Source organism: Hydrogenovibrio sp. (assembly GCF_965140365.1).
Lineage (GTDB): Bacteria > Pseudomonadota > Gammaproteobacteria > Thiomicrospirales > Thiomicrospiraceae > Hydrogenovibrio.
In genome coordinates, this window is record NZ_OZ223196.1 from 165,904 (window position 1) to 186,861 (window position 20,958).

Here is a 20,958-nt window from a genome sequence, read left to right on the forward strand (position 1 = left end):
TATTGTATTGACGTTGTCGTCAGTCTTGCGCAGCGTTTTCCACGTCTTCCAAGTCCTGCTCGGTGACCACCCGATTACGTCCTTGGGTTTTGGCTTTGTAAAGGGCATCATCGGCCCGTTTAATCCAGTCTTCGATGGTTTCCTGATTTTCGCCACGATAAACCGCTACACCAAAGGACGCGGTGATTTGCCCTAAGTTTTTTTCGGAATCTTTGCGTTTCAATTTAGCGTTTTCAATGCCGTGCCGGATGTCTTCGGCACGTTGTGCGGCTTGTTCTATGTCGGAATGCGATAACAGCACGGCAAATTCTTCTCCGCCGTAACGGCACAGCGTTTCGGTATCGCCTTTGGTTTTTTTCATTAAATTGGCGTAATAGCGCAGTACACTGTCGCCGACCAAGTGACCAAAGGTGTCGTTAAAGCGCTTGAAGTGGTCGATATCGGTGAGAATCAAAGCCAGTTGTTCGGGTGAGTCTTGCGTTTCATCGACCAGGTCGCGAATCGCGTTATTGAAGGCTTTTCGGTTGCCGATTTCGGTCAGTTCGTCGGTGAGGGTTTCGGCTCGCGCTTCGATGAGTTCTTGGCGAAGACGCAGGATTTCATCGTTGCTGTCCATCATTTCACGATGGAATTCTTCGCTGGATTTTTTCATCGAAGAAGCGGTATTTAACACCGAATGGGTGAGTTCTTTCAGTGTTTCCGCATCCATGTCTTGTGTGGACAAGGTATTGGTGTAGCTGTCGAGCTCCTGCGTGTGCTGTTCGAGTTTGTCGCTCCAGGCGTTCATGCGCTTAACGACCAGATTGATCAGGCGTTTGAAGGCGCGGTCAAAGTCGTTGCCGCTTTCGTCGTCGGCAAAATACTCATCGTAAAGGCGACGCCCGAGTCGGTCGTTGTAGCCGAATGGGTCTTGTAAGGCATTGTCCATTTCCTGGCGGAATTTTGGGTGATTGCCTTTGTAGTACTGATACCAGATAAAGTAATTGAGCGGAGTTGGATTGATACCCTGTTCTTCGAAAATATCAATGAGCTGAACGAAAATACGTTGAGCCTTTTCGGGGGCGTCTTTAATGTCTAACAACATCCTGAAATTCCTACCAATCGACTTTGTGGTTTGAAAGCGTTTGTTTGTGTTTGAACTGCCATTTTACACCAGAATTCCGACCGCGTTCATAGAAAAAAAAGAGCGGATGGAGTATAGTAATTTTTACATATTTGCGGGCAAAATGCCGAGGAGACCCCATGATTAATCCGAAACACATTGAGTCGCTGGTGGAAAACATCAGCGATATTTTGCCGCCAGGCCTGGGCGAATTGCCGGAAAATGCCAAACAGAATTTGAAACAGACGCTGGCCAGTACCCTAGAAAAGATGGACTTGGTATCACGTCAGGAGTTTGATATTCAAGCGGGCGTGTTGGCCAAAACCCGTGCCAAATTAGAGGCGTTGGAAAAACAGGTGGCCGAATTGGAAGCTAAGCAGTCGGTGGATTCCTAAGCACATGACAGTGACGGGCCAATACGCAACGCTGTTATCTCGTGGTTTGTCCGGCGTACAAGCGCCGGAGGTGCAAATTGAAGTGCATGCCACTAACGGGTTGCCGAGCTTGTCGATTGTCGGATTGCCGGAAGCATCGGTTAAGGAAAGTAAAGACCGGGTACGCAGTGCGGTGATGGGGGCCGGGTTTCAATTGCCGCCGAAGCGGATGACCATTAACCTAGCACCAGCCGATATTCCTAAGCAGGGTGGGCGTTATGACTTGCCGATCGCCTTGGGTATTTTGGTGGCGACAGGTCAGCTTGCACCTGTCCGAGACTTATCAACACTGGAGTGGTTTGGCGAGCTGGGCTTAAACGGTGCTTTGCGCCCGGTTCCCGGTGTTTTACCGGCCGTGATGCAAGCGGCTCAGGCCGGGCGTACGGTCGTGGTGCCCATGGCGAATTTAGCCGAAGCGAGTCTGGTGGAAGGGGTGCGGGTATTGGGTGCGGAGAACCTATTGTCGGTGTGCCATTACCTGGCGGACAATCGTGCCGAATTACAGGCACCGGAAACCGTTGACTTTACTTCCGCTTCTTACCTGGAAGACATGGCCGATATTCGCGGACAACAGCAGGCCAAGCGTTTGTTGGAAATTTGTGCAAGCGGGGGACATTCTTTGTTAATGGTTGGGCCGCCGGGGTCGGGCAAAAGCATGCTGGCCTCGCGGTTGGTAACGCTGTTGCCGGATTTGCCTTTGGAACATGCGATCGAGGTGGCGTCCGTGCATTCGGTCGCCGGTAAAACGGTGGAAGTGGATCGTTTTCGGCAGCGGCAACTGGTTCAACCGCATCACACCGCGACGGCCGCCGCCATGGTAGGCGGTGGTTCGGGCTCCAACCCTAAGCCGGGTGCGGTGTCGTTGGCGCATCGTTCGATTTTGTTTTTGGATGAATTGCCGGAGTTTAATCGAGCCGTGCTGGAAGCTTTGCGGGAGCCGTTGGAAACCGGTCGCGTGGAAATTGCTCGCGTGAACCAACAAGTGACCTATCCGGCCAGAGTGCAACTGGTGTGCGCCATGAATCCAACGCCATCCGGATTTTTCCCAGACGATGCTTTGGGACGCTGTTGTTAACTACAAAATTATTTGATAATTACAAAATTAAATGAGAATCTACAAAATTAAATGATAATGAAGTTTCTTTCAAGGCAGTAAAAGTAACAAACTTCAAATATTCTCTTTTGATTCTTAACTGTATTTTTATGTATTAATGGATGTTATTAAACTTTTAGGTAAAGGACTGTCTATAAAGTTGTTTCAAAATAATCTCCTGCCATGAAATTTCTGAATACAAGCAGTTTACTTGTATTGAACGCAAGCAATTTACTTGTATTGGCGCAAGCGTTTTGCTTGCGAAACGCTTTTTGCCTGTTGATAAGGGTGTTTTAGGTAAAGGAGAAAGTTTGAGTGGCGGGGGCTTTTACTCTTAAAAATTTTGCAGAACAGTGTCAACCTGACAAGTTTTATCGGCTTGATATTATTAGGGGTGTTTCATTCGAAAAAGCTTACGACCCTACGATGCCCTTCCAGTCAGTCATTGTTAATTTCTCTTGTTATTCCAGTGAATATCAGTCGCTCGACAAAATAAGATCCATTCCAGCTAAAGACATTTTCAAGTCTTGCTACATCGACAAAACAGCCAACCTGGCCATTGATGTTGATGTAACTAATCTGATTTTTTTAAAACCTGGCACCGTCTGGAGAAATGGCGCCTCAATGTGGGAGTCGACTGAATTAACCAATGTCTGCATTAATCAATCTGAAGCAAGCATGGTTTCTTCTTATAGTGAAAGTAAACTTGGAACTAAAATGCCCTTCCTCTATGGTAGAAAAAATGTCCAGTTTCTGAAATTTCCCAATTCAAAAGTCAAGGACAAGACGATCACTGTTTTGATCCCTACAACTGAAATCATCCGTTATTATTTTTCGGGTTCAACCTATTTCACGAGAGAGTTGTTTAATGGTGCGCTGAAAAGCTTTAATAACTCTGGTGAAGCCACTAGACTTTTCTTTAAATATGAGTTCGATGAAGCTAACGAAAGCGTTTATATTTGGTTAAAAAGGAATTGTTTCGATTCGGATGCTTTCATGATTGCCCGCGGTCTGGCTGATGAAGTCGCAATGAATGCAATGAGCTATATCTACGCTTCTCTGGTACATGCAAAAACAAATTTTAAGACTAAGGATGGCGACATAATCCCAGAAGTCTGCCCAAGAACAAGTCTTCCATTCTCCGGAGCAACCAATCTTGAAGTTCTGGGGCAGTGGCTACCACGAAAAGATGGTGAAACGGAATTCACAGAATATATGGTCAGAACTATCGAGGATTGCGATCACCCACTACCCTTCAAGAAAATCAGAATTGAATCGGTTGATTCTTATCAATCCAGTGGAGAGGTTAATGAGGATGAAGATCCGAAGCCATCAAAACCAAGAAGAAAACGTGATGAAGATAGTGATCCTAGGCCACCAAACTATACCGAGGGCGAAAGGCCGACCGATGGTATTGCTCCTGAAGAGTTGAAGTTCATGATGCGGCGGTTCAGCCACCTAAAAGATGTTCAGGTTGAAAAGGTCGAAAAGGTATCTGAAAAGGAAAAGCAACGCTATTATCAGCAAGAAAAAGAATCCAATTCAGATGATGGAAGTACTTTGCCTGGCGACTACCGAAAAGATAACGATCTTCAGCCTTGGAATAATAGAGCGATAGATTCTGAACCGATCCCTATCTCCGAAAGGTTGGTCACGGTATCAAATGCAGTGGCAACTGTTCTTGAAAGGGAGAGTAGTTGGTTTGCTGAGGCGTTACCGGTCAATTGTGTCGATGATACCTTACCTTTTGGGCTTTACAGTTTTGAGCGGCCGGCAGGTAAAAATGCTCGATATGATTGGAATATGGTTGGAGAAAGAAGCCGGAGAGCCTTGTTTTTGGCTATCTCGAACCAAAGTGGCCAAACGGTTTACTTGTTGGAGATTGAAGGTAAAGGAGAGGTCAGCTTTTCGTTGTTTCTTTTTAGAGCAGATCAATATGAGGGTCTTGATTATTTCGGCGGTGCCAGGTCGTTGATGTTTGAAATAGCAGATTCTTCAGGTTCTAAGATTAAAGATGGGATCCTGGAGGACTTTGTTGTGACTAGTATGAAGCATACCGAAAGCGATAATGATAGCTTTGTGGATCGGTTGCATCGTGCTATTGATGGGGTGTTTAAAGACGATGAGGATGCTTAAAAATGATTAGAGGGTGGTTTGATGCCGGCTAAAGAGATTGCTATCGCAGCTTTGATTGCAACCAGTGGTGTTACGGATGCTGAGTCACCTAAAGAAAAAATCCTATTTGGCGGTGATATGGCTCTAGTCGCTACCGAGCGTTGTGTCGCGGACGGTCGGGATATTTATAAAGGGTTTACTCTTATCTCGGATTATCAGAATGGGTACTTTAAGGTTAATTGTCAGATATTGGAAACAACTACGGGTGATTACTATGCTTCCAAGGGAGTTTATTATGAGAATTCGGAAATGCTTGATCTTCTGATTGATTTATTTGATAGGCGTGTAGATTAATAATTCAAGCAAACGAAAAAGCACACATGTGGCACCCAATAAAGAGGGACATTCGCTAGTCTGGCTCGGAGAGGTTTTCTGCGCATTTTGATACCAAAAAGGAAGCGGAGTTTCATGCTAGAGAAAGCAGCCAAAATCAGGAAACCGAATTGCTGATTCATAACAGGCATGGGAAAAGTGTTGCCTTCAAACTTTAAAATATGGAATTTCTATTGTGTCGAAGTTCCATAGAAGTCATTGGTTGCTGGAAAGAAAGGAGTTGATATGTTTGGATTATTTAGGTATTTCTTTGCTTTGGTTGTTTTGAGCTTGGGAGTATTTGGTATATCTGTTGCCGATAATCGGAATTTCGGCGCTGTTGTTGTAGATGAGGTAACTAGCATTTATGACGGTGATACTTTTCGAGTCAATATCAATGATTGGCTGGCGATTATTGGGTAAAGGATTCCTATTCGGGTTAAAGGTATTGATACACCAGAACTTCGAGGTAAATGTTAGAAAGAAAAAGAGTTGGCAAGAAAAGCTAAACGGCACATTGCTCAGCTGATTCGGGGTGCCAAAATAATTCAATTACAAAATATTGACAGGGGAAAATATTTTCGCATCCTTATGGATGTATCGGTTTGATGGTTTGAGACTTGGGAGAAAGTCTTATTTTGAATGGTTTTGCTGTAAGGTAATGACGGTGGAGCTAAGGTTGATTGGTGCGAATTAGTAATAAATTAGGGTTGAGTATGCAAATAAATCACGCGATTGTTCATAAGTTACAAAAAGAGCTTCATCAAGAGTCAAATGTTCTTCCTCGCCAAACGCCGCTCGAGGTAAACGAAAACCTCGAGCAGTTAGTTGGCTACATTATCACTTTGTATAATGAAAAAACCGGGCGAGGTTATGGCAAGTTTTACAGTGATAATGTCAGCTATCCATTTAGCAAATTACTGTCAGATTTTCAGAGTGAGGAAGTTGACACTGATTTTATTGCGTTTACCTTCTCTGCTATGGATTTATTAAAGTCCAGAATTGATGGTGAGGGCCTAGCGACTGGTGGATATATCTTATTTATTGAATACGAACACCGCCAAAGCAAAATTGTTTTAGTTGTATCACTTAAAGACAAAGACGGGTTTATCTTTGATGATAATCTGGATTTGGATAATCAGCCGCATATTGATTTAGAACATTTGCATGAAATGGCTCGTATTGATACCACTAAGTGGCACTTAGGAAATGAAGGTCGTTATCTTTCATTTGCGAAAAAACGACAAAATGCAGACAGAAGCTTTAGTCGCTATTTTAGAGAGTTTATTGGGTGTGATGAATTCGAAGAGGAAAATCAACTCACTCAAGAAGTCGTGAGCGCATGTAAGGCTTATGCAAAGTTTGGTCCCCTAAGTGAAGAGCGCAAGCTTGAGATATTGGAAATTACGCATAACTATATGGAAGAAATTTATAAATCGAATGGCGTTTTTAAAGTCCATGACCTAGCAACTAGACTAGATCCGGAAACTCCTGATAGGTTTACCTCTTACATGTATGCTCAAGAAATTGAATTATCTGACGGCTTTAAACCTAACAAAAGTGCCTACAGAGGTTTGAAGAGACGTACCATAAGAGATGGAACAATTGCCTTGTCATTTAATGCAAGCGATTTAGGTAAGTCTGTAACTCATACTGAGGGCGAGGAATTTATTCGTGTTAAACTCTCCCCAGAAAAAATCAAAGAACTCACTGAAGCCAACTAAATAAATTATGTCTGAGTCAAGCATACAGGTAACTTGTAAAGATGAAATCAAGGCGATTCTTGATGTTATCGCTTGTATGCAAAACCCAGAATATGAAAACGATTATGTAGAAGGTGAGGTTTCAAATTCGCCCGAAAATGATAAGAAAATCCAGGCGCTCATTGCTATTAATTCGGATCGTTATTCATTTGGTTCACTAAGTCGTTGCCCAGAAATATCTATTCAACTGCCTAAAAGACAGGACTGCTTTTTTGCTCAAAATATTAATGATTTATTGGCTAAAGACTTTTCACAAGAAAAGCAGCCCAGTTGTTGGTATTTACAAGATAAAGGTTTGTTTTTTCCTGATGAAGTAGATCAATGTGGTGATCAACAAGTCAAAAATTATTTGGCGTTAATTGATTTAATTGATGTGCTTAAGAGTATTGCTGACCATACTAGCACTAACTCACTCATTTTTCTTCAGGGTGAAAAGTTAGAAATCACTATTGAATACGATGTTGAAGATTTAACAGAGCTAAGCGAGGTAGATGAATTTAAAAATCACCTTTCGGATAAATTGCATCTAGAGCAGAGAAAAGCAATTTTCAAAAAAGTGTTATTGGATCAATTATCACGAACGCAAAAGAAAGGCCGTTTTAAAAAACTTATAAACCAGTTTGATCAGATTTATGACCGCTATCTTGAAAATTATAAGGTTTATGTATCCGAGTTCTCTGTAGAAAGCGTCATGGATGAGTTGCATGAAAAAAAGATTGAATTCGTCAGTAAGTTTAGCGATACCTTATCAAATATACAAAATCAATTATTAACAATACCTGTTGCGGTAATTCTTATAGCGAGCCAACTTCAAAAAACAGGATTATCCCTTAAGAATGTTGCAGTATTAATTGCCGGACTGATATTTTTTGGCTTCATGCGGATGTTAGTTTCCAATCAACGCTCCATCCTTGAGTATTTGCATACCGAACTGCAACACACCAGAGAGCAGTTTAAAAAGAAGTATGATGATTCACTTTCGAATCAGCTTGATAAGGTTTTTAATGACCTTGAGTGTCGATATATCAAACAAAAAAAATTGCTTAAAATTGTAATGAAATCAATCTGGTTTATTCTTGTCACTGTAATTATTATGTTTACGATTCAGAGCCAAGATATAAGTTTGGATTCTTTCATAGTTTGGTTTACTAGGTTATTTGATCCTTGTGAATAATCCATAATAGATTATGGATTTGGATCGCAACATATTGGGCATACAGCTCTCACTCACTGCTCCTTTCGCAGTGATTTTGTTCGGAATAGATAAATTTGAAACTCTGGTGGGTGTTGAGTTTCAGGGTTTTCCGCAGCTTCTAAGTCTCTCAAGACATATCTTATTAAGGCACGCCGAGTTGTAATACGCCTCCCAACGGTGCCTTTGAACAACTCATCTCGAATCAGTTTTTCTTGTCCCTCGGTCAATGATGGATGTGGTCGAAACTCAAGTTGGACCTTTTCTTCCCATTCGACATCAGTAGGGGTGTCTACACCCTTAGAAGCTGACCCCGCATGCGATATTCGAGCAAGATTGAAATCGCGGTGCTGTTCGGTGAGTTCATCGAACCCCCTTACATGCCATCTTCTCCCAGCGAAGACAAAAGCCTTGGGATGGACGACGCGTTCAATGCCCTCTGGATTATTCATAGACCTGTAGAAAATTCTGGTAGCTGAACACTGATCCATAGCTGAATGAATTACTCGAAATAAGGCGGGATCAACGTTGGTAAAGTCTCTCTGGGTGTCCTCAACTTTGACATGAGTTACTTGGTCCTTCACCGACCGAAAATAGGCTTCGATAGTAAGATCGGCGATTTCAGGCTTGAATCGAGCCGTGGGAACATAGCGCCCACGGCCCTGCCCTTTTAGCGTTTTCGTATTGTACGGGAATGCATCCCGATAGGAAGCCAATACCCGTGAGGCCTGCACGCTGGTTACGCCAAACTTTTCTCTAAGGCGTTGATTAGTTATCTCGCCTTCGTATGCTAGTAACATCTCTATGAACTCAAACTGCAGTCGCGTTCGGTTGCCCAATGTCATAACTCTCTACTGGATTTCTATTAACATAAGTGTTAATTTAACATTAATGTTAACTAATAGTCTAGATGGATTAGGTGAACAATGCCTGAAGAACCGGACAACTTGTTTGATCGTTTACCGGAGCACATTTTCAGACCGCTTGGGGCTCATGAGCACGCGCGTCGCAATTGGTCGCTTCTAAATCACCTGTATAACGATTTTTTTGCCCCTGAGGCTGACCCACCGGAAGGTGAAGGCTGGTCACAAAAACGCGTGGTGGCTTCGATTGAGCGATTTTTAGTTCGATGGGATGATGAGCATGAAACTAATTTTGAGCAACGAGGGGCTCCTGTAAACGTACGCGCACATGATGCTCTTTCAAGCTTTCTGGATAGTGGTTGGCTTACCATTGATCGAGTTGGTTTTACACAATTTGTGATTATGCGCCCAACTGTCCAAAGCCTCTTTGAGTTGCTCAAAACATTTGCTGAGCAAGGACCCGAGTTTATTGGTGGGCGTGTGCAATCGGTCCGGAATAACTTGCTGCAGGTAAAGGCAGACCCTGAAAAGAACGCTGCTGTATTTCAAGTTGCTGCCAAAGAATGCTCTGCGCTTCTTCAAATGTTGAACACCACTCGCATGCGGGTTCGCGAGGCCAGCGAATATTTGCGTACCCAGGAATCAGCAAACCTATTCCTAGAGAAATTCTTTGGAGATTACATCTCTAGTCTCTATATCGGAGATTATTCAGACCTCTTTTCCCGTAATCATCCACTCGCATCACGCTGGGATATCGTTGATCTCGCTTCCCGAATTACCGAAGAACCAGAAAGTCGGGAGCAATTGCGTCGATGGTATCGCAAAAACCTACGTTGCCGCTCTAACGAGGAAGCGGATGCATGGATTGAAAGTGATACTTCTCGCGTATTGGCATTGCGCGAAGTCGACCGATTGCTCGCACGTCTGAAAGATGCAGTAACCCGCGCAAATGACCAAGCCCTTGGCTATCTCCAGTATAAAGTACGTTCTCAGGGTAATTTCGATATTAAGACCGATCAGGTCATAAAAGCAGTTGTGCGGGCTGCTGATTCTTGGCCTAACGACGAACCTTTATCTTTACCGATAGGCTGGTCGCAAGGAAGGCTCTTGAGTGAGGGAGCATTGAAGATGCCGACCAAGAAGCCGAAAAAACGCAAAGGAGCAGTCATCCAGAAACGTCAGTTATCACCAGAGGAAAGAGTTCGACGTTTGGTCCGCCAAATTATGAATGGCAACCGGGAAGTTTCCGAAACGCGGATTATTCAGTACATTGACCATCACGTAGACCCCGGAGGGGTTCTAGAAAGCAGTTCTATGGAAGTGGGTAGCATCAACGATCTATGCATCTTGGCAGCATTCACTCGACTGGGGTTGATAGCTGAACGAACGCAAAGGAATACACGCCAAGGTATTTTACGCCCGAAATTATTTGAGGAACTCAGCGAACATATTGAGATTGAGCTCACAGGTGAACGCTTTGAAAACGAATACTTAGAAGCGCCTGTAGTAAGGATACGCCGCCGGAAAAAAGGGAGTCCAAACAATGCCTATTAGTTGGAAACGTATTGCAGAACAAGACGAAGCTTACACTGTTCGGGATTTTCAAAAAGCGGCGCAACGCCTGATTGTTGACCAAGTATTGTACCAAGCAAACCCGAAGCAGAGAGCAGATTATGATTTGGTGGCGACACATGAAATTGTCTTTGCAGAAGCGCTGGATCTATTTGGCTGCATGCTTGATCTCAATGTTCAAGAGCGATACGCAGCTTGCGTTCCAACGGTCACCGAGGTGAGCAAGATTCCTCTGATGCACACTTTGTTAGCTTTAGTATTGCGAAAACTTTATGACCATCACATGAATAGTGGGTCACTTCACGCAGGCATTGCTGGAGTTAGCTTGCCTGAACTCGAAGCGGCATTCCAGGAATCAACAGGGCGAGAATTGCCAATGAAGCCCCAATCGGAGCTGCTAGGGATGATGGACGCGATGAAGAGGTGGGGGATAGCTCGCTTGGTCAGAACTGAGAACTTAGGAGAGGCAGCATGGTTTGCAGAGATTCTTCCTGGAATTCAGAGCCTGATCAACGAGAGAACTCTCGTCATGCTGAAATCACATGCCGAATTTCTGTATGAGCCTGATGGTTTGGATGATAAAGAACAACAAAAGGAGAGCTCTTTATGAAACAGCTCAAACGCATCTCATTGGTTCAATTCTATCTCCATGAAGCAGTTGATATCGAGGTAGAAGGAGCAACTGCCTTCTTGGGACCAAATGGCTCAGGTAAATCGTCGACACTTGATGCTATACAGATCGCTATGCTTGGAGGCAATCAGCAGTATATCCGGTTTAATACTCAGTCAGTATCAGCGAAGCAGCGGCGTAGCTTAGCTGGATACTGCCTTGGTATGCTTCGCAATCCAGAGAAAGATAGTGAAGTGATTGGACGGGCGCGTGACGAGGCTAGGACCTACATCGTTTTAGTCTTTGGCAACGATATGGAGACTGAATGGGTTTCTGCTGGAATCTGCATTGAAGCTGATTCAGAAACTGATGAGCATGAGGTTAAAGGCCTTTTTGTACTTCCGGGGATAGCTCTGAAGGCTGACGACTGTATTGTTTATGATGGTAGTGATCAGCGCCCTATTCCATTTGCAGACTTTCGAGAAAATGCACGCGAGCAAGCTCGGAAGAGCGGGCGAACTCCTATCTTTACGGATAAGTCGAGTGAATATGTCCAGGAGTTGCTATATTCGCTGAATGGCGAAAGAATGCCCAATTCCCGACAGTTTATGTCGTCTTTTGTGAAGTCGATGACTCTGAAGAATGTCGATTCGATTGATCAATTTGTCCGAGATTACGTCGTTGAATCTAATCCAGTTGATATTGCGACGTTTCGCAAGCAGGTCGAGCAATTTATCGCTTTACGTGATCTGATCATGAGAACAAAGGCAAGAATTTCACAGCTTGAAGGTATCATTACTGACTTTGATAGAGCACAGCAGGCAGAATGTCGAATCGCAACTCTTGAAGCCATAAAGGCGGTCTTCAATGTCGAATGGTTAGGAGAGAAGATTGACAATATTGAAACCCAGATTGATACACTCAAATTCCAGATAAAAACTGCAGAAGGCCTTGCAGCTTATGCGAAGGAACAGCGAGATCTCAAACAAGATGAAATTACCCAACTGAAGGTTCGCTTGGAGAGCGACCACAAAGAGCAACTTCGGCAACGTCTTGAAGATCAGATTAGCTCCCAGCGCGAACTAATCACTGCCTACCAACATCCGGAGATATCTCGGGCCAACCGCCTTATCAGTTCGTTAAGAGAATTGATCGACGAACCGAGTTTTTCTGCTATTCGCAGTCTTATGAGTACAGTGGTTGATGCGTTGGTAGAGGCTCGGGGAAGCGAAGACCCGGGAAGCGCGTTGAGCAAATCAATTTGGAAGCACGACGGAAACCTTTCACAAATTCGCATCTTTTCCCAGTCTAATCTGACTACGATCCAAAAAAAGCAAAATGAACTGACCGAGGAACGTGATGCAATTCGACGTCGGATTTCAGCGGCAGCTCAAACAGGACGCTTGTTGAATGATGGTGCAGCGCGGTTACTAGATATACTTAATCACGCCGGTATGGAGGCTAAGCCTCTGTCGGCGTTACTACGTATTTCGGATCCAAGCTGGGCTCCGGCATTGGAGGCTTATTTAGGTGGCGACCGTGATGCTCTGATTATCACGGAAGGAAATACCCGTGAGGCGGTCAAACTCTTACGCCAGGCGAGGCAGAGTGGCATTCAGGTAAGCGGTGCGGCAATCATCCAGCCATTTCATCTCCGCAATATTGACACTTCCGCTAAAGGTGAGGAATTCGCATTGGGTGTTTTTGAGACAGATGACGAAACGGCGCGCCGTTTCGTTTGGCAGAAGTTCGGAAGCATGCGTTTAGTCGATACGGAACTGGAGCTCGAAACTCATCCAAGAGCAATTACCCGTGACGGAATGCTGAGTCAGGGAGGTTTGACCAAATCCATCCGTATCGTACCTATTAGTGATCTTCGTATAGGTAAGGAAGTCCAGGACACATCTCTGTTAACGAGACATGCATCGGAGCTCCAGGGAGAGCTGGAACAGTTTGAAAAGCACAGGAAACGTGTGGAAGGGCTCGAACAAGCTCTTTTTACCAACGCCAACGATGACGGACAAGGTGTCACTGAGAAACTTGCTGAAGCTAATGAGGTGATTAACCTGGCAAACCAGAAACTCAAGAGTCTAGATGTTTCACACCTAGACGAGTTGAAGTCTCTTCTTAATACTGCTGTCTCGAAACATTCAGAGTATGACAAACAATATACGGAGCACGATCGACTTGCGGCAGGATTAAAAGAGCAAATAGGGCAATGTTGGGAACGGAAAAAGCAACAGGAACGACAGTTCCCAGCAATACGCCAAGCTGAACATGAAGCTGTAACCAACGCTTTGGTCAATAAAGAGTGGCTGGACAGTATGAAAGACGAGATTGAGCGCGCCGAAACCAGCTATGATTTGCGACTTAAAGAGGTGGATAGGAAACTTGACTATCACACTCCTCGCTTGAGGAATGCCGAGGAAAAAGCCTCTCTTGAGCTTGCCCGTTATGTTCAGGACGAGCGTCTAGATGTTCAAGTTGCAGATATGGAATGGCATGAACGTTACGACTGGGTTCTAGAGGAGAAAATGAAGCTTTTTGATACGGAATTGCATCGGTACGAAGAGGAAGCTGAGCTAGCCCGTCAGGCGTCTGAGGAAACGCTGCGCTCGGACATCGCCATGTCTCTCCATGATAGATTCAAAGAAATGGAGTTGGAGCGCCGGGAGAGAAACAAAATACTTGAGTCTTGTCCTTCATTCACTGGCGGAGAACGTTACAAGTTTACGGCTAAGGTTGTGCCACAATATGAAGCATTGGTGCGATATATCAACCAAATTGCTCAAGACGACAACAATTTTTCTTTGTTTGCAGAAAATCCCGATGAGATTAATGAAACACTTCGCGATCTCGTAGAAGCCGCGGCTGACTCAGGTAACGCAAGTGGGGTTCTAGATTATCGACAGTTTTATACTTTTGATTTAGACATCCTAGTCGATGGTAAAAGAGTCGATCGAATGAGTAACCGGCAAGGGGCGGGATCCAATGGTGAACATATAGCACCTATGTATGTTGCTGCGGGCGCAGCTCTTGCAAAGGCTTATCGGCTCCACAGTAACAAAGGGAAGCAACGCGGTATTGGACTTATTTGCCTTGATGAGGCTTTTCATGGCATGGACACAATCAACGCTATAGCTACAGCACGTTTCCTACAAAGCATTGGCTTGCAGCTCATTATGGCGGGGCCGGAGCTTGAACGCACTAAGCTGGCACCTGTAACTCAGACTATCTATGACCTGGATCGAGAAGGTTTGGATCTACAAATGGAACGGACCAAGTTCAAGGAGGCAGCCAACAAGCTGATGGTAAGTGATATGCCTGACGAGAACCCTGAAATTATGAAAGGTGCGTATCAGCAACTCGGACTTGAACAGCCAACAGAATATGCACTTTCCAATGATGGTGGACAATGATGTTGGGCTCAGGAGGGGATGCATGTGATAAGAGTATGCGTCGTCTTATCAAAAAGGCTGCGCGTGCTATTTTCGCAGATGGCGCACTGGAACCATCAGTGGAAAAGTTTTCGGTGAGTTTGCCAGCAACGAAATCGAGCTTGCAGGAGTACTATCGTCTTGAGCGCTTTGCAGATAGAGAGGAGTATCACGCGCGACTTCAGATCTACTCAAAGGTAAAAGCGATAGCGGTAGATTGGGACCTCGGTGCAGGAGATAGAGGCCAGCTTGCTAGAGTAACGCTACTCGACCCTAAAGCAGTAGTGAATATCCTTGGTGAAGAATTACCTTGGGAAGTCGCATCGCGGGCCATTGCAAAAATAGAATCTGTCGCTAGAGAAGGGCTTCCTAATGTTGACCGGATTGTTGATGACTGGCGTCGTGGGAAGGCCCCTGCCGGAGTGGCAGCCGAGCGTGCGAATCAACTGGTCGATAGCATGAATATCATTGATGCGGCGCAGAAACTTTCTGAAGGTGGACAAGATGTTTTGCTCCGGAAGCTGAGCGCCAGACTATTCCACGATAGTAAAAGGATAGAAGCGCTCTCTCGTCAGCTTGCTTTTCTTCTTGGAGAACCTACAGAAAGCGAACAAGAGGATGTTTTTGCAAGGTTGGGTTTGGTAAAACATCCTCAACCTATGCTTCTGAGTGGTCCAACGGGTTGCAAAATTCAAATTGATGGGGAGGCCATTCCACTGGCGTACCCTTATCTAGGCGTCAGGCCGGACAATATTAGAGGTCTGATTTGTTCAAGTGATCGTATTCGGCGTGTTCTTACCATTGAGAATCTTGCTAGCTTCAACGAAGCAGCTGACAGCTCAGAAAACGCGAAGGATTTGCTGATCGTTTATCTTGCTGGTAACCCTACACCATCTTTTCTTGCTGCATACAATCGAATACTTGGATCGTTAGAACCCACGAAAATACTGCACTGGGGCGACATTGACCTAGGAGGGTTTAGGATTGCGGCAAGGTTGGCCGATAGCGTCAAAACTATGGGCTACACTCTTGATCTTTGGCGAATGAATCCCTTAGAGGTAGTTACAGGCCAGCAAAAAACCGCTCCACAAAAGAAAATCGAAGAAGTATCAACAATATGTAAGAACTACGGATGGAGCAAGGAAGCCGAAGGACTGCAGAATTCCCCAGTTTTTCAGGAGCAAGAATTCATCGACTGGGTTTCTCCGAATGATTAAATGGGAGGGTGTGAAGATTCTGAGCACTCTCGATTGATCCCCTTTATATTGTTGTTTCATTCAAGATAGATTGAACAGTAAGAATGTTCAATCCTTCCCAAAAACCAGTTCGGCTGCTTCATGTTTAAACTTAATAGAAAATGTACGTCTTTGTCTTTTCGTGGAATACCTTATTGTTGGTTTCATCTAGATATTTTAATCAAGTGCCCGACTCCTCTCCTCAAAATAATAAGCCAAGTATCGCCGTACCTGCTCCGGCCTGATCTTTTTCTGCAATCGCTTATCGAAAAAATTAACAATATTCGATTTCTCTTTATCACAAGCAGAATATTTGTACTTTTGAATTCGAAAGAATAACGCATCCTCCACCCAATACGGAAACTCCAAATAAGGCGTTTTAATCATATAGCTAAACGTATTAGTGACTTGACAGGCCTTCACAAAGATTTCCGGCCAGCCCTGCAATAAATGATAAAGCATTGTGACCCTCCCTTAAAATAGGGGCATATTAAATTAGAGTTCTCCGGTTTATACTGAGCAAAACGGAGAGCATCATGAAAAAGTCACGTTATAGCGAAACACAGATCGTCAAGATTCTTAAAGAGGTCGAAGCCGGACGGCTGGTCAAAGAGGTTTGTCGGGATTATGGTATCTCGGACGCCACCTACTACAACTGGAAAGCGATTAACTCCAGGTAAAGTATTTTTGAAAAGGCTAAGGTCTTTTCTTCAAAACCAACAACATTCCTTTTTTATTGCTTCCGGAAGTGACGCCAGCATATTAAATCTGTTTAGTGAGTATCACGAACCTTTTTTTAAAGCGGCTATTCAGTTAAAGGTTGATGTTAATGAAGAGCTGAAGCATCTGAATTGCTACTAATTTAGTAAGTTCACTGGAGGAATTGCAAAAATACACCTCCGTTATGAAAATTTTTACTACTCAAAAAAAATGGCGACAATACTCTATTCGGTTATGTCAAAGTTTATTAAAAATTAATAGCTTTGGACATTAGAATTATGTACGAAATAACCTAGTAGAGCCCGGAGAAAAGAAATTAATGCTCCCAAATACTTTTATAATTAAATGGTGCGATTTGAAAAGTTTTGAAGATGAGTGATTTAAAGTCTGGTTTTTTAAAAGGCATATAAGGTTAATTTTATGAGAAGCATCGGAGCCGTAATATTTGATTTAGATGATACTTTAGTAGCTACTAGCACACTGGAGGACTATAGAGTAAAAGGCGATAGGCAGGGCTTAGATGCAAATATACATAAATCTGTATTATTTAAGCCAGTGAAAGGAATGCTTCAAGCAATAAAAGACCGTGGTTTACCTTTAGGACTGGTCACTAACTCTCCTAGATGGTATGCAGAAAAGTTATTAAGGTATCATGAGATTGATATTTTTGATGCAGTGGTTTGCTATGACGATGTTGGTCAGGTTGGCATGAAACCATCACCTAATGGAATTAAGTTAGCTTTAGAAAAATTAGGTTTTGAGCATGGAGATAGGGCTGTCTATATAGGAGACCACGATAATGACTTCGTGGCCGCTTACGAAGCTGGAATAAAACCCCTGGCCCCTTCATGGGCAAAAAGAAATCCAATTTCAAAAATACCGGCGGTGATTATTAGCTCTTCTACTCTCATTGATAATTTAAGCGATTATGAAGAATTAAAGCTGATTGCCGATAGAACAGCGAAGCACAAGGCGTTTGATTTCCCTAAGAAACAAATGAATTTCATGCCGTTAAATGAAGATGGTAATCTTGTGCCAATTGAAAAAAATAAAATCAAGCTTATTACCTTTGGAAGGTACTTCAGCCAAAAATCAGCCTTAACCGCAAAATTACATGAAAGTCATCAGTTATCAAAGGATATTGTTGCAAAGGAAGAAAGTGAGACATATGTTATTCCTCAATATTATGTGAATTTAATTGCAAGGGTGGTAGAGCAATTACCATTGTATTTGTTCAGGGGAACGGGAAAAGTTTTTGATATAGTTACAGTTGTACCAGCCAAAAAAGAAAAGAATCCTAGGCTTGAAAATATGCTCAAAAGGGTTGCTAAATTGAATAGCTCAGAATCGATTTTTATTGAGGATTTATTTGAGTTTTCGAAAGGTGCACCGAGTTTAAAAACTTTGGGAGCAAAAGCAAATCGAGAAAGAGCACTTCACGAAACGCTAAGCATAAAACAAAAGCATATTGGTTTGGTGAATGGAAAATCTATTCTGATTATTGACGATGTTATTACAACTGGCGCTACATTTAGCCATATATTTTCTCTTCTTGAAGGGGCAGGGGTAAGTTTTACCTTCGGAGCATGTTTAGCAAAGACGGTTAGTACATATGAAGACGCTCCTATTTGTCCGAAGTGCGGCAGGCAGATGCGAGTTAGAAAGCGCAAAGATGGATCTGGTATTCATTTTTATGGTTGTACTGGCTATTTTGAAGCAGAAAATAAGTGTAGTCACACAGAGTCCATAAAGGTTAAAGATTGTCCCAGTTGTGGAAGGAAGATGGCCAAACAATATAACTCAAAAGAAAACAAGGTGTTTCTTGGGTGCGAGGGATTTAGGGACAAAACAAACCCGTGTTCATATGTTGAGAGTTATAGGTAAATATGGCTTCAAAAAATACGGAATCCCTCCTCGCATTGCGGTTTTTGAAGGGCGTTGGGAAAAAGTATCTAAATCAGATATCTTTATCGGCTGAGATAGCAGGCATTTCAGTAGAAAGCGCTTTTTTTTCCAGTAAATTGGGGCAAGGTAAATTTGATGCTACTGAAGTGCAAGAGGCTTATGAGAAAGCTAAAGAGCAGATACGTATAGCAGAGGAAATGGGGCACAACATTATATCTAAGCTTGATGATGTGTATCCAGATTCACTGAAAGAGTTGTCAGATGCTCCACCTGTATTATTTTGTGCAGGAAATTTATCTATCCTAAAAGAAAATATTGTCACTGTTATTGGAACGAGGTCTCCTACCGAACATGGGAAATATATTGCAAAAAAAGTGACTGATTGGTTTGTAGAAAATAACTGGGTAATTGCTAGTGGGCTTGCGAAAGGGATAGACACAATTGCGCATAAATCATGCTTAGAACGAGGCGGAAAGACAATTTCAGTGTTAGCTCATGGTTTGGAAAAAATATATCCAGCAGAAAACAGAGCGTTAGCTGAAGAAATTATTTCGTCAAATGGACTTTTAGTAACGGAATACGGGTATAACTCGTATGTTGGCAAATCCAATTTTGTTTGAGAGAGATCGTATCCAAGCTGCCCTAGCAAAAGCAGTTCTGCTTGTTCAGTCCGGTTTAAATGGTGGGAGTTTGCATGCCTCAAGATCGATAATTAATTATGGTAGATATTTAGTTGTAGTTGGGCAGTCAAAAACCGATGTTGCTAATCAAGAACCAAATATTATGGCTAATGAATTACTGATAAATGGGGAAAAAAGTCAAAGGTTAAAAGGCCTCTTTATGGTGAGTACGGCGTTGAGTCTCAATATTTGAATAAAGAGCTTTTTTAGGGAATAGAGTTTAGGTTGCGAGGAAGATATTTCAAAGTAAAAACTTATTATTTATTGTTTAAGTTATTGTTTCTTCTATCAAAGACCTGAAATCATGTAGGAGACTATTTTCAGGTGCTCCTCCATAAACAAGCCAACTGAAATGATCATCCAGTATTTCCAAAGCTTCATCTGATAGTTTGTATCCCGTAAATTCATACGACATTGAGTGAGCACCGATTGCTTGGGTGTGATCCAGTCTTAAAATCGATGATTCCCCATTTTTTATCGGAAGGTGATCCCACTGAAACTGTGGATATTCGCAATGCTTAACTCTTTCTACAAATGCTTCTGAATAGCCAGCCCTTGAGTCTTTTTTTGAGGCACCATAATACGGTGAAACTAAAACGGTTGGAGAGGTGGAATGGTTTGGCTTGCCTTGTGTTAGTTTTTTATCAATATCTACTGGATTGGCATTTCCTATAACCAAACAATACCTTCTTTTAGCTCTATATGCAGCCCAAATCTCTGAGTCAGGTTTTGTCATTGCAGCAACAGGTAAAGAGGAAGCTTTAAATTTTTGTCCTACAGATAAGGGCTTAATAACAATGTCAGCCCCACTGTGATCAGTAGCGTTTGTTCTTCCAATGGGTTCAAAGGAGTATGGTCTATGATCTACATGAGGGATGAAAGCCTTGATTAGTGCCCCCCTAACTAAATTTTTCTCTGGGTGATCAATCCACCAGTTGTTTGATAGATTTTGTATACAGTCATCAGGATAAGTCATTGCTTCCCTTTTCTCGTATCTGAACCCCAGACATCTGTAGAAAACTGAGCTTTTAGTCTGCCTGTAGGGAACTCTTCTCCAGCTAAAGTATCTAGCCAGTTTATTCCATCATTATAAATTTCATCATGCCTTGGTGTTGTGACCGGAATTAATTTTTTCTTGCCGAATGTTCTAGCTAACTTTAGTGCTTTTATTTTCTGACTAAAAGCTTTCTTTTTTTTATTTGAAATTTGTTCAAATCTTAGCATGACCTTTTCTATAGGAACCTTATCTTGGTCAGTGTAAATGGAAAAGTCGATATAGTCATTTGGAGCAGTGTTTAACATAGGTTCAGTTTGATAAACGAAACCAAGAAGCCCCTCAGTATCAGAAGAATATTTTCTAATATTGTTTTTTAATTTGATGGTAATTTCAGAAGGAACCTCTCTAGACATTCTTTTTAATAAGTCATCGTCGGATATCTCCCAACGGACTACGTCTTCATCTTTAAAGTGAGAATCAAATGAGTGTCTATTAGCTAGTATTGCTGAAGTCGCAGCATCTATTCTATTGTTTACTTGGAATGACCATGGCCCAAAGTGAAAGAATTGCCAATTAATTCCTGTAAATGAGGTTCCATTGTGTTTTTGGGCATAATAAAGGTCTGCAAGATATACATACTTAATTAAATGTATAGGTCCCAGTCTTCGAGAGAGATAATCATCACCCTGCCCAGCAGTTAATAAGGCATATTGGATTATTAAATCTATATTCTTTTCGTTATACGACAAAGTTTTTTAGACCTTTAAAATTAAAAATTTGAAGGATTTTACTTTAACAAAAAACGTACTGCAACTCACTATGTCTTTATCGACTAATTTTCTGTTTTTATTAAAAATTTAAATATTGT

19 protein-coding genes and 2 pseudogenes are annotated in these 20,958 nt (G+C 42.7%); 16 read left to right on the plus strand and 5 right to left on the minus strand.

From position 1 onward, the window contains the following. Positions 1 to 19: 19 nt before the first annotated feature. Complete coding sequence (locus tag AC0KH7_RS00760; protein ID WP_472369833.1) at positions 20 to 1,084, minus strand: GGDEF domain-containing protein; 1,065 nt, start codon at positions 1,082 to 1,084, stop codon at positions 20 to 22. A gap of 158 nt (positions 1,085 to 1,242) precedes the next feature. Between AC0KH7_RS00760 and AC0KH7_RS00765 the strand changes: the two genes are divergently transcribed. The 8 genes and pseudogenes from AC0KH7_RS00765 (at position 1,243) to AC0KH7_RS00800 (ending at position 8,053) form a co-directional block, all read left to right on the plus strand. Continuing rightward, entirely contained in the window at positions 1,243 to 1,497 is a 255-nt protein-coding gene (locus tag AC0KH7_RS00765) for an accessory factor UbiK family protein (protein WP_472369835.1), read from the plus strand. Positions 1,498 to 1,501: 4 nt separating this feature from the next. Continuing rightward, positions 1,502 to 2,611: a YifB family Mg chelatase-like AAA ATPase gene (locus AC0KH7_RS00770; protein ID WP_472369837.1), complete on the plus strand. Its 1,110-nt coding sequence runs from the start codon at positions 1,502 to 1,504 to the stop codon at positions 2,609 to 2,611. 333 nt (positions 2,612 to 2,944) lie between these two features. Next, the gene (locus AC0KH7_RS00775) at positions 2,945 to 4,765 is read left to right on the plus strand and encodes a hypothetical protein (RefSeq protein WP_472369839.1); all 1,821 of its coding nucleotides are present in this window, start codon (positions 2,945 to 2,947) and stop codon (positions 4,763 to 4,765) included. Positions 4,766 to 4,786: 21 nt separating this feature from the next. Then, a complete protein-coding gene (locus AC0KH7_RS00780) occupies positions 4,787 to 5,098 on the plus strand; it encodes a hypothetical protein (protein WP_128384234.1) in 312 nt (103 codons plus the stop codon). Positions 5,099 to 5,172: 74 nt separating this feature from the next. Continuing rightward, positions 5,173 to 5,295, plus strand: a pseudogene (locus tag AC0KH7_RS00785) (DUF2188 domain-containing protein); the annotation flags it as partial. A gap of 67 nt (positions 5,296 to 5,362) precedes the next feature. After that, on the plus strand, positions 5,363 to 5,539 hold the full coding sequence (locus AC0KH7_RS00790; protein ID WP_472369841.1) for a hypothetical protein: 177 nt from the start codon (positions 5,363 to 5,365) through the stop codon (positions 5,537 to 5,539). A 293-nt stretch (positions 5,540 to 5,832) separates the two neighbouring features. Next, a complete protein-coding gene (locus AC0KH7_RS00795; protein WP_128384235.1) occupies positions 5,833 to 6,840 on the plus strand; it encodes a nucleoid-associated protein in 1,008 nt (335 codons plus the stop codon). Between the two features lie 7 nt (positions 6,841 to 6,847). Further along, entirely contained in the window at positions 6,848 to 8,053 is a 1,206-nt protein-coding gene (locus AC0KH7_RS00800) for a hypothetical protein (protein ID WP_128384236.1), read from the plus strand. 53 nt (positions 8,054 to 8,106) lie between these two features. Here the strand turns inward: AC0KH7_RS00800 and AC0KH7_RS00805 are convergent, their stop codons facing one another. Continuing rightward, a complete protein-coding gene (locus tag AC0KH7_RS00805) occupies positions 8,107 to 8,916 on the minus strand; it encodes a BrxR family helix-turn-helix transcriptional regulator (RefSeq protein WP_128384237.1) in 810 nt (269 codons plus the stop codon). Between the two features lie 81 nt (positions 8,917 to 8,997). On the opposite strand from AC0KH7_RS00805, the gene AC0KH7_RS00810 reads away from it, so the two are divergent. From AC0KH7_RS00810 to AC0KH7_RS00825, 4 genes are read left to right on the plus strand one after another with little or no spacing between them, the layout of a single operon-like run. Then, positions 8,998 to 10,488, plus strand: a complete 1,491-nt coding sequence (locus tag AC0KH7_RS00810; RefSeq protein WP_128384238.1) for a Wadjet anti-phage system protein JetA family protein — start codon at positions 8,998 to 9,000, stop codon at positions 10,486 to 10,488. Further along, the gene (locus tag AC0KH7_RS00815; protein ID WP_128384239.1) at positions 10,478 to 11,116 is read left to right on the plus strand and encodes a DUF4194 domain-containing protein; all 639 of its coding nucleotides are present in this window, start codon (positions 10,478 to 10,480) and stop codon (positions 11,114 to 11,116) included. Before AC0KH7_RS00810 ends, AC0KH7_RS00815 begins: the two co-directional genes overlap by 11 nt. Beyond that, on the plus strand, positions 11,113 to 14,535 hold the full coding sequence (locus AC0KH7_RS00820) for an SbcC/MukB-like Walker B domain-containing protein (protein ID WP_472369844.1): 3,423 nt from the start codon (positions 11,113 to 11,115) through the stop codon (positions 14,533 to 14,535). Before AC0KH7_RS00815 ends, AC0KH7_RS00820 begins: the two co-directional genes overlap by 4 nt. Positions 14,536 to 14,570: 35 nt before the next feature. Next, complete coding sequence (locus tag AC0KH7_RS00825) at positions 14,571 to 15,770, plus strand: Wadjet anti-phage system protein JetD domain-containing protein (RefSeq protein WP_225972362.1); 1,200 nt, start codon at positions 14,571 to 14,573, stop codon at positions 15,768 to 15,770. A 195-nt stretch (positions 15,771 to 15,965) separates the two neighbouring features. On the opposite strand, the gene AC0KH7_RS00830 is transcribed toward AC0KH7_RS00825, so the two are convergent. Then, a complete protein-coding gene (locus tag AC0KH7_RS00830; protein ID WP_128384241.1) occupies positions 15,966 to 16,250 on the minus strand; it encodes a hypothetical protein in 285 nt (94 codons plus the stop codon). Positions 16,251 to 16,324: 74 nt separating this feature from the next. On the opposite strand from AC0KH7_RS00830, the pseudogene AC0KH7_RS00835 reads away from it, so the two are divergent. The 4 genes and pseudogenes from AC0KH7_RS00835 to AC0KH7_RS00850 all read left to right on the plus strand — a co-directional run. After that, a pseudogene (locus AC0KH7_RS00835) lies at positions 16,325 to 16,453 on the plus strand (transposase); the annotation flags it as partial. 475 nt (positions 16,454 to 16,928) lie between these two features. Beyond that, entirely contained in the window at positions 16,929 to 18,392 is a 1,464-nt protein-coding gene (locus AC0KH7_RS00840; RefSeq protein ID WP_128384242.1) for an HAD-IA family hydrolase, read from the plus strand. 2 nt (positions 18,393 to 18,394) lie between these two features. Then, on the plus strand, positions 18,395 to 19,033 hold the full coding sequence (locus AC0KH7_RS00845; protein WP_472369846.1) for a DNA-processing protein DprA: 639 nt from the start codon (positions 18,395 to 18,397) through the stop codon (positions 19,031 to 19,033). Then, positions 19,008 to 19,286 carry a DNA-processing protein DprA gene (locus AC0KH7_RS00850; RefSeq protein WP_472369848.1) on the plus strand — a complete coding sequence of 93 codons (279 nt, stop codon included), beginning with the start codon at positions 19,008 to 19,010 and terminating at the stop codon, positions 19,284 to 19,286. Before AC0KH7_RS00845 ends, AC0KH7_RS00850 begins: the two co-directional genes overlap by 26 nt. Before the next feature lie 75 nt (positions 19,287 to 19,361). On the opposite strand, the gene AC0KH7_RS00855 is transcribed toward AC0KH7_RS00850, so the two are convergent. Continuing rightward, positions 19,362 to 20,069: a hypothetical protein gene (locus AC0KH7_RS00855; protein ID WP_128384244.1), complete on the minus strand. Its 708-nt coding sequence runs from the start codon at positions 20,067 to 20,069 to the stop codon at positions 19,362 to 19,364. Further along, on the minus strand, positions 20,066 to 20,839 hold the full coding sequence (locus AC0KH7_RS00860) for a hypothetical protein (protein WP_472369850.1): 774 nt from the start codon (positions 20,837 to 20,839) through the stop codon (positions 20,066 to 20,068). The genes AC0KH7_RS00855 and AC0KH7_RS00860 overlap by 4 nt, the downstream gene beginning before the upstream one ends. Between the last annotated feature and the right edge of the window lie 119 nt (positions 20,840 to 20,958).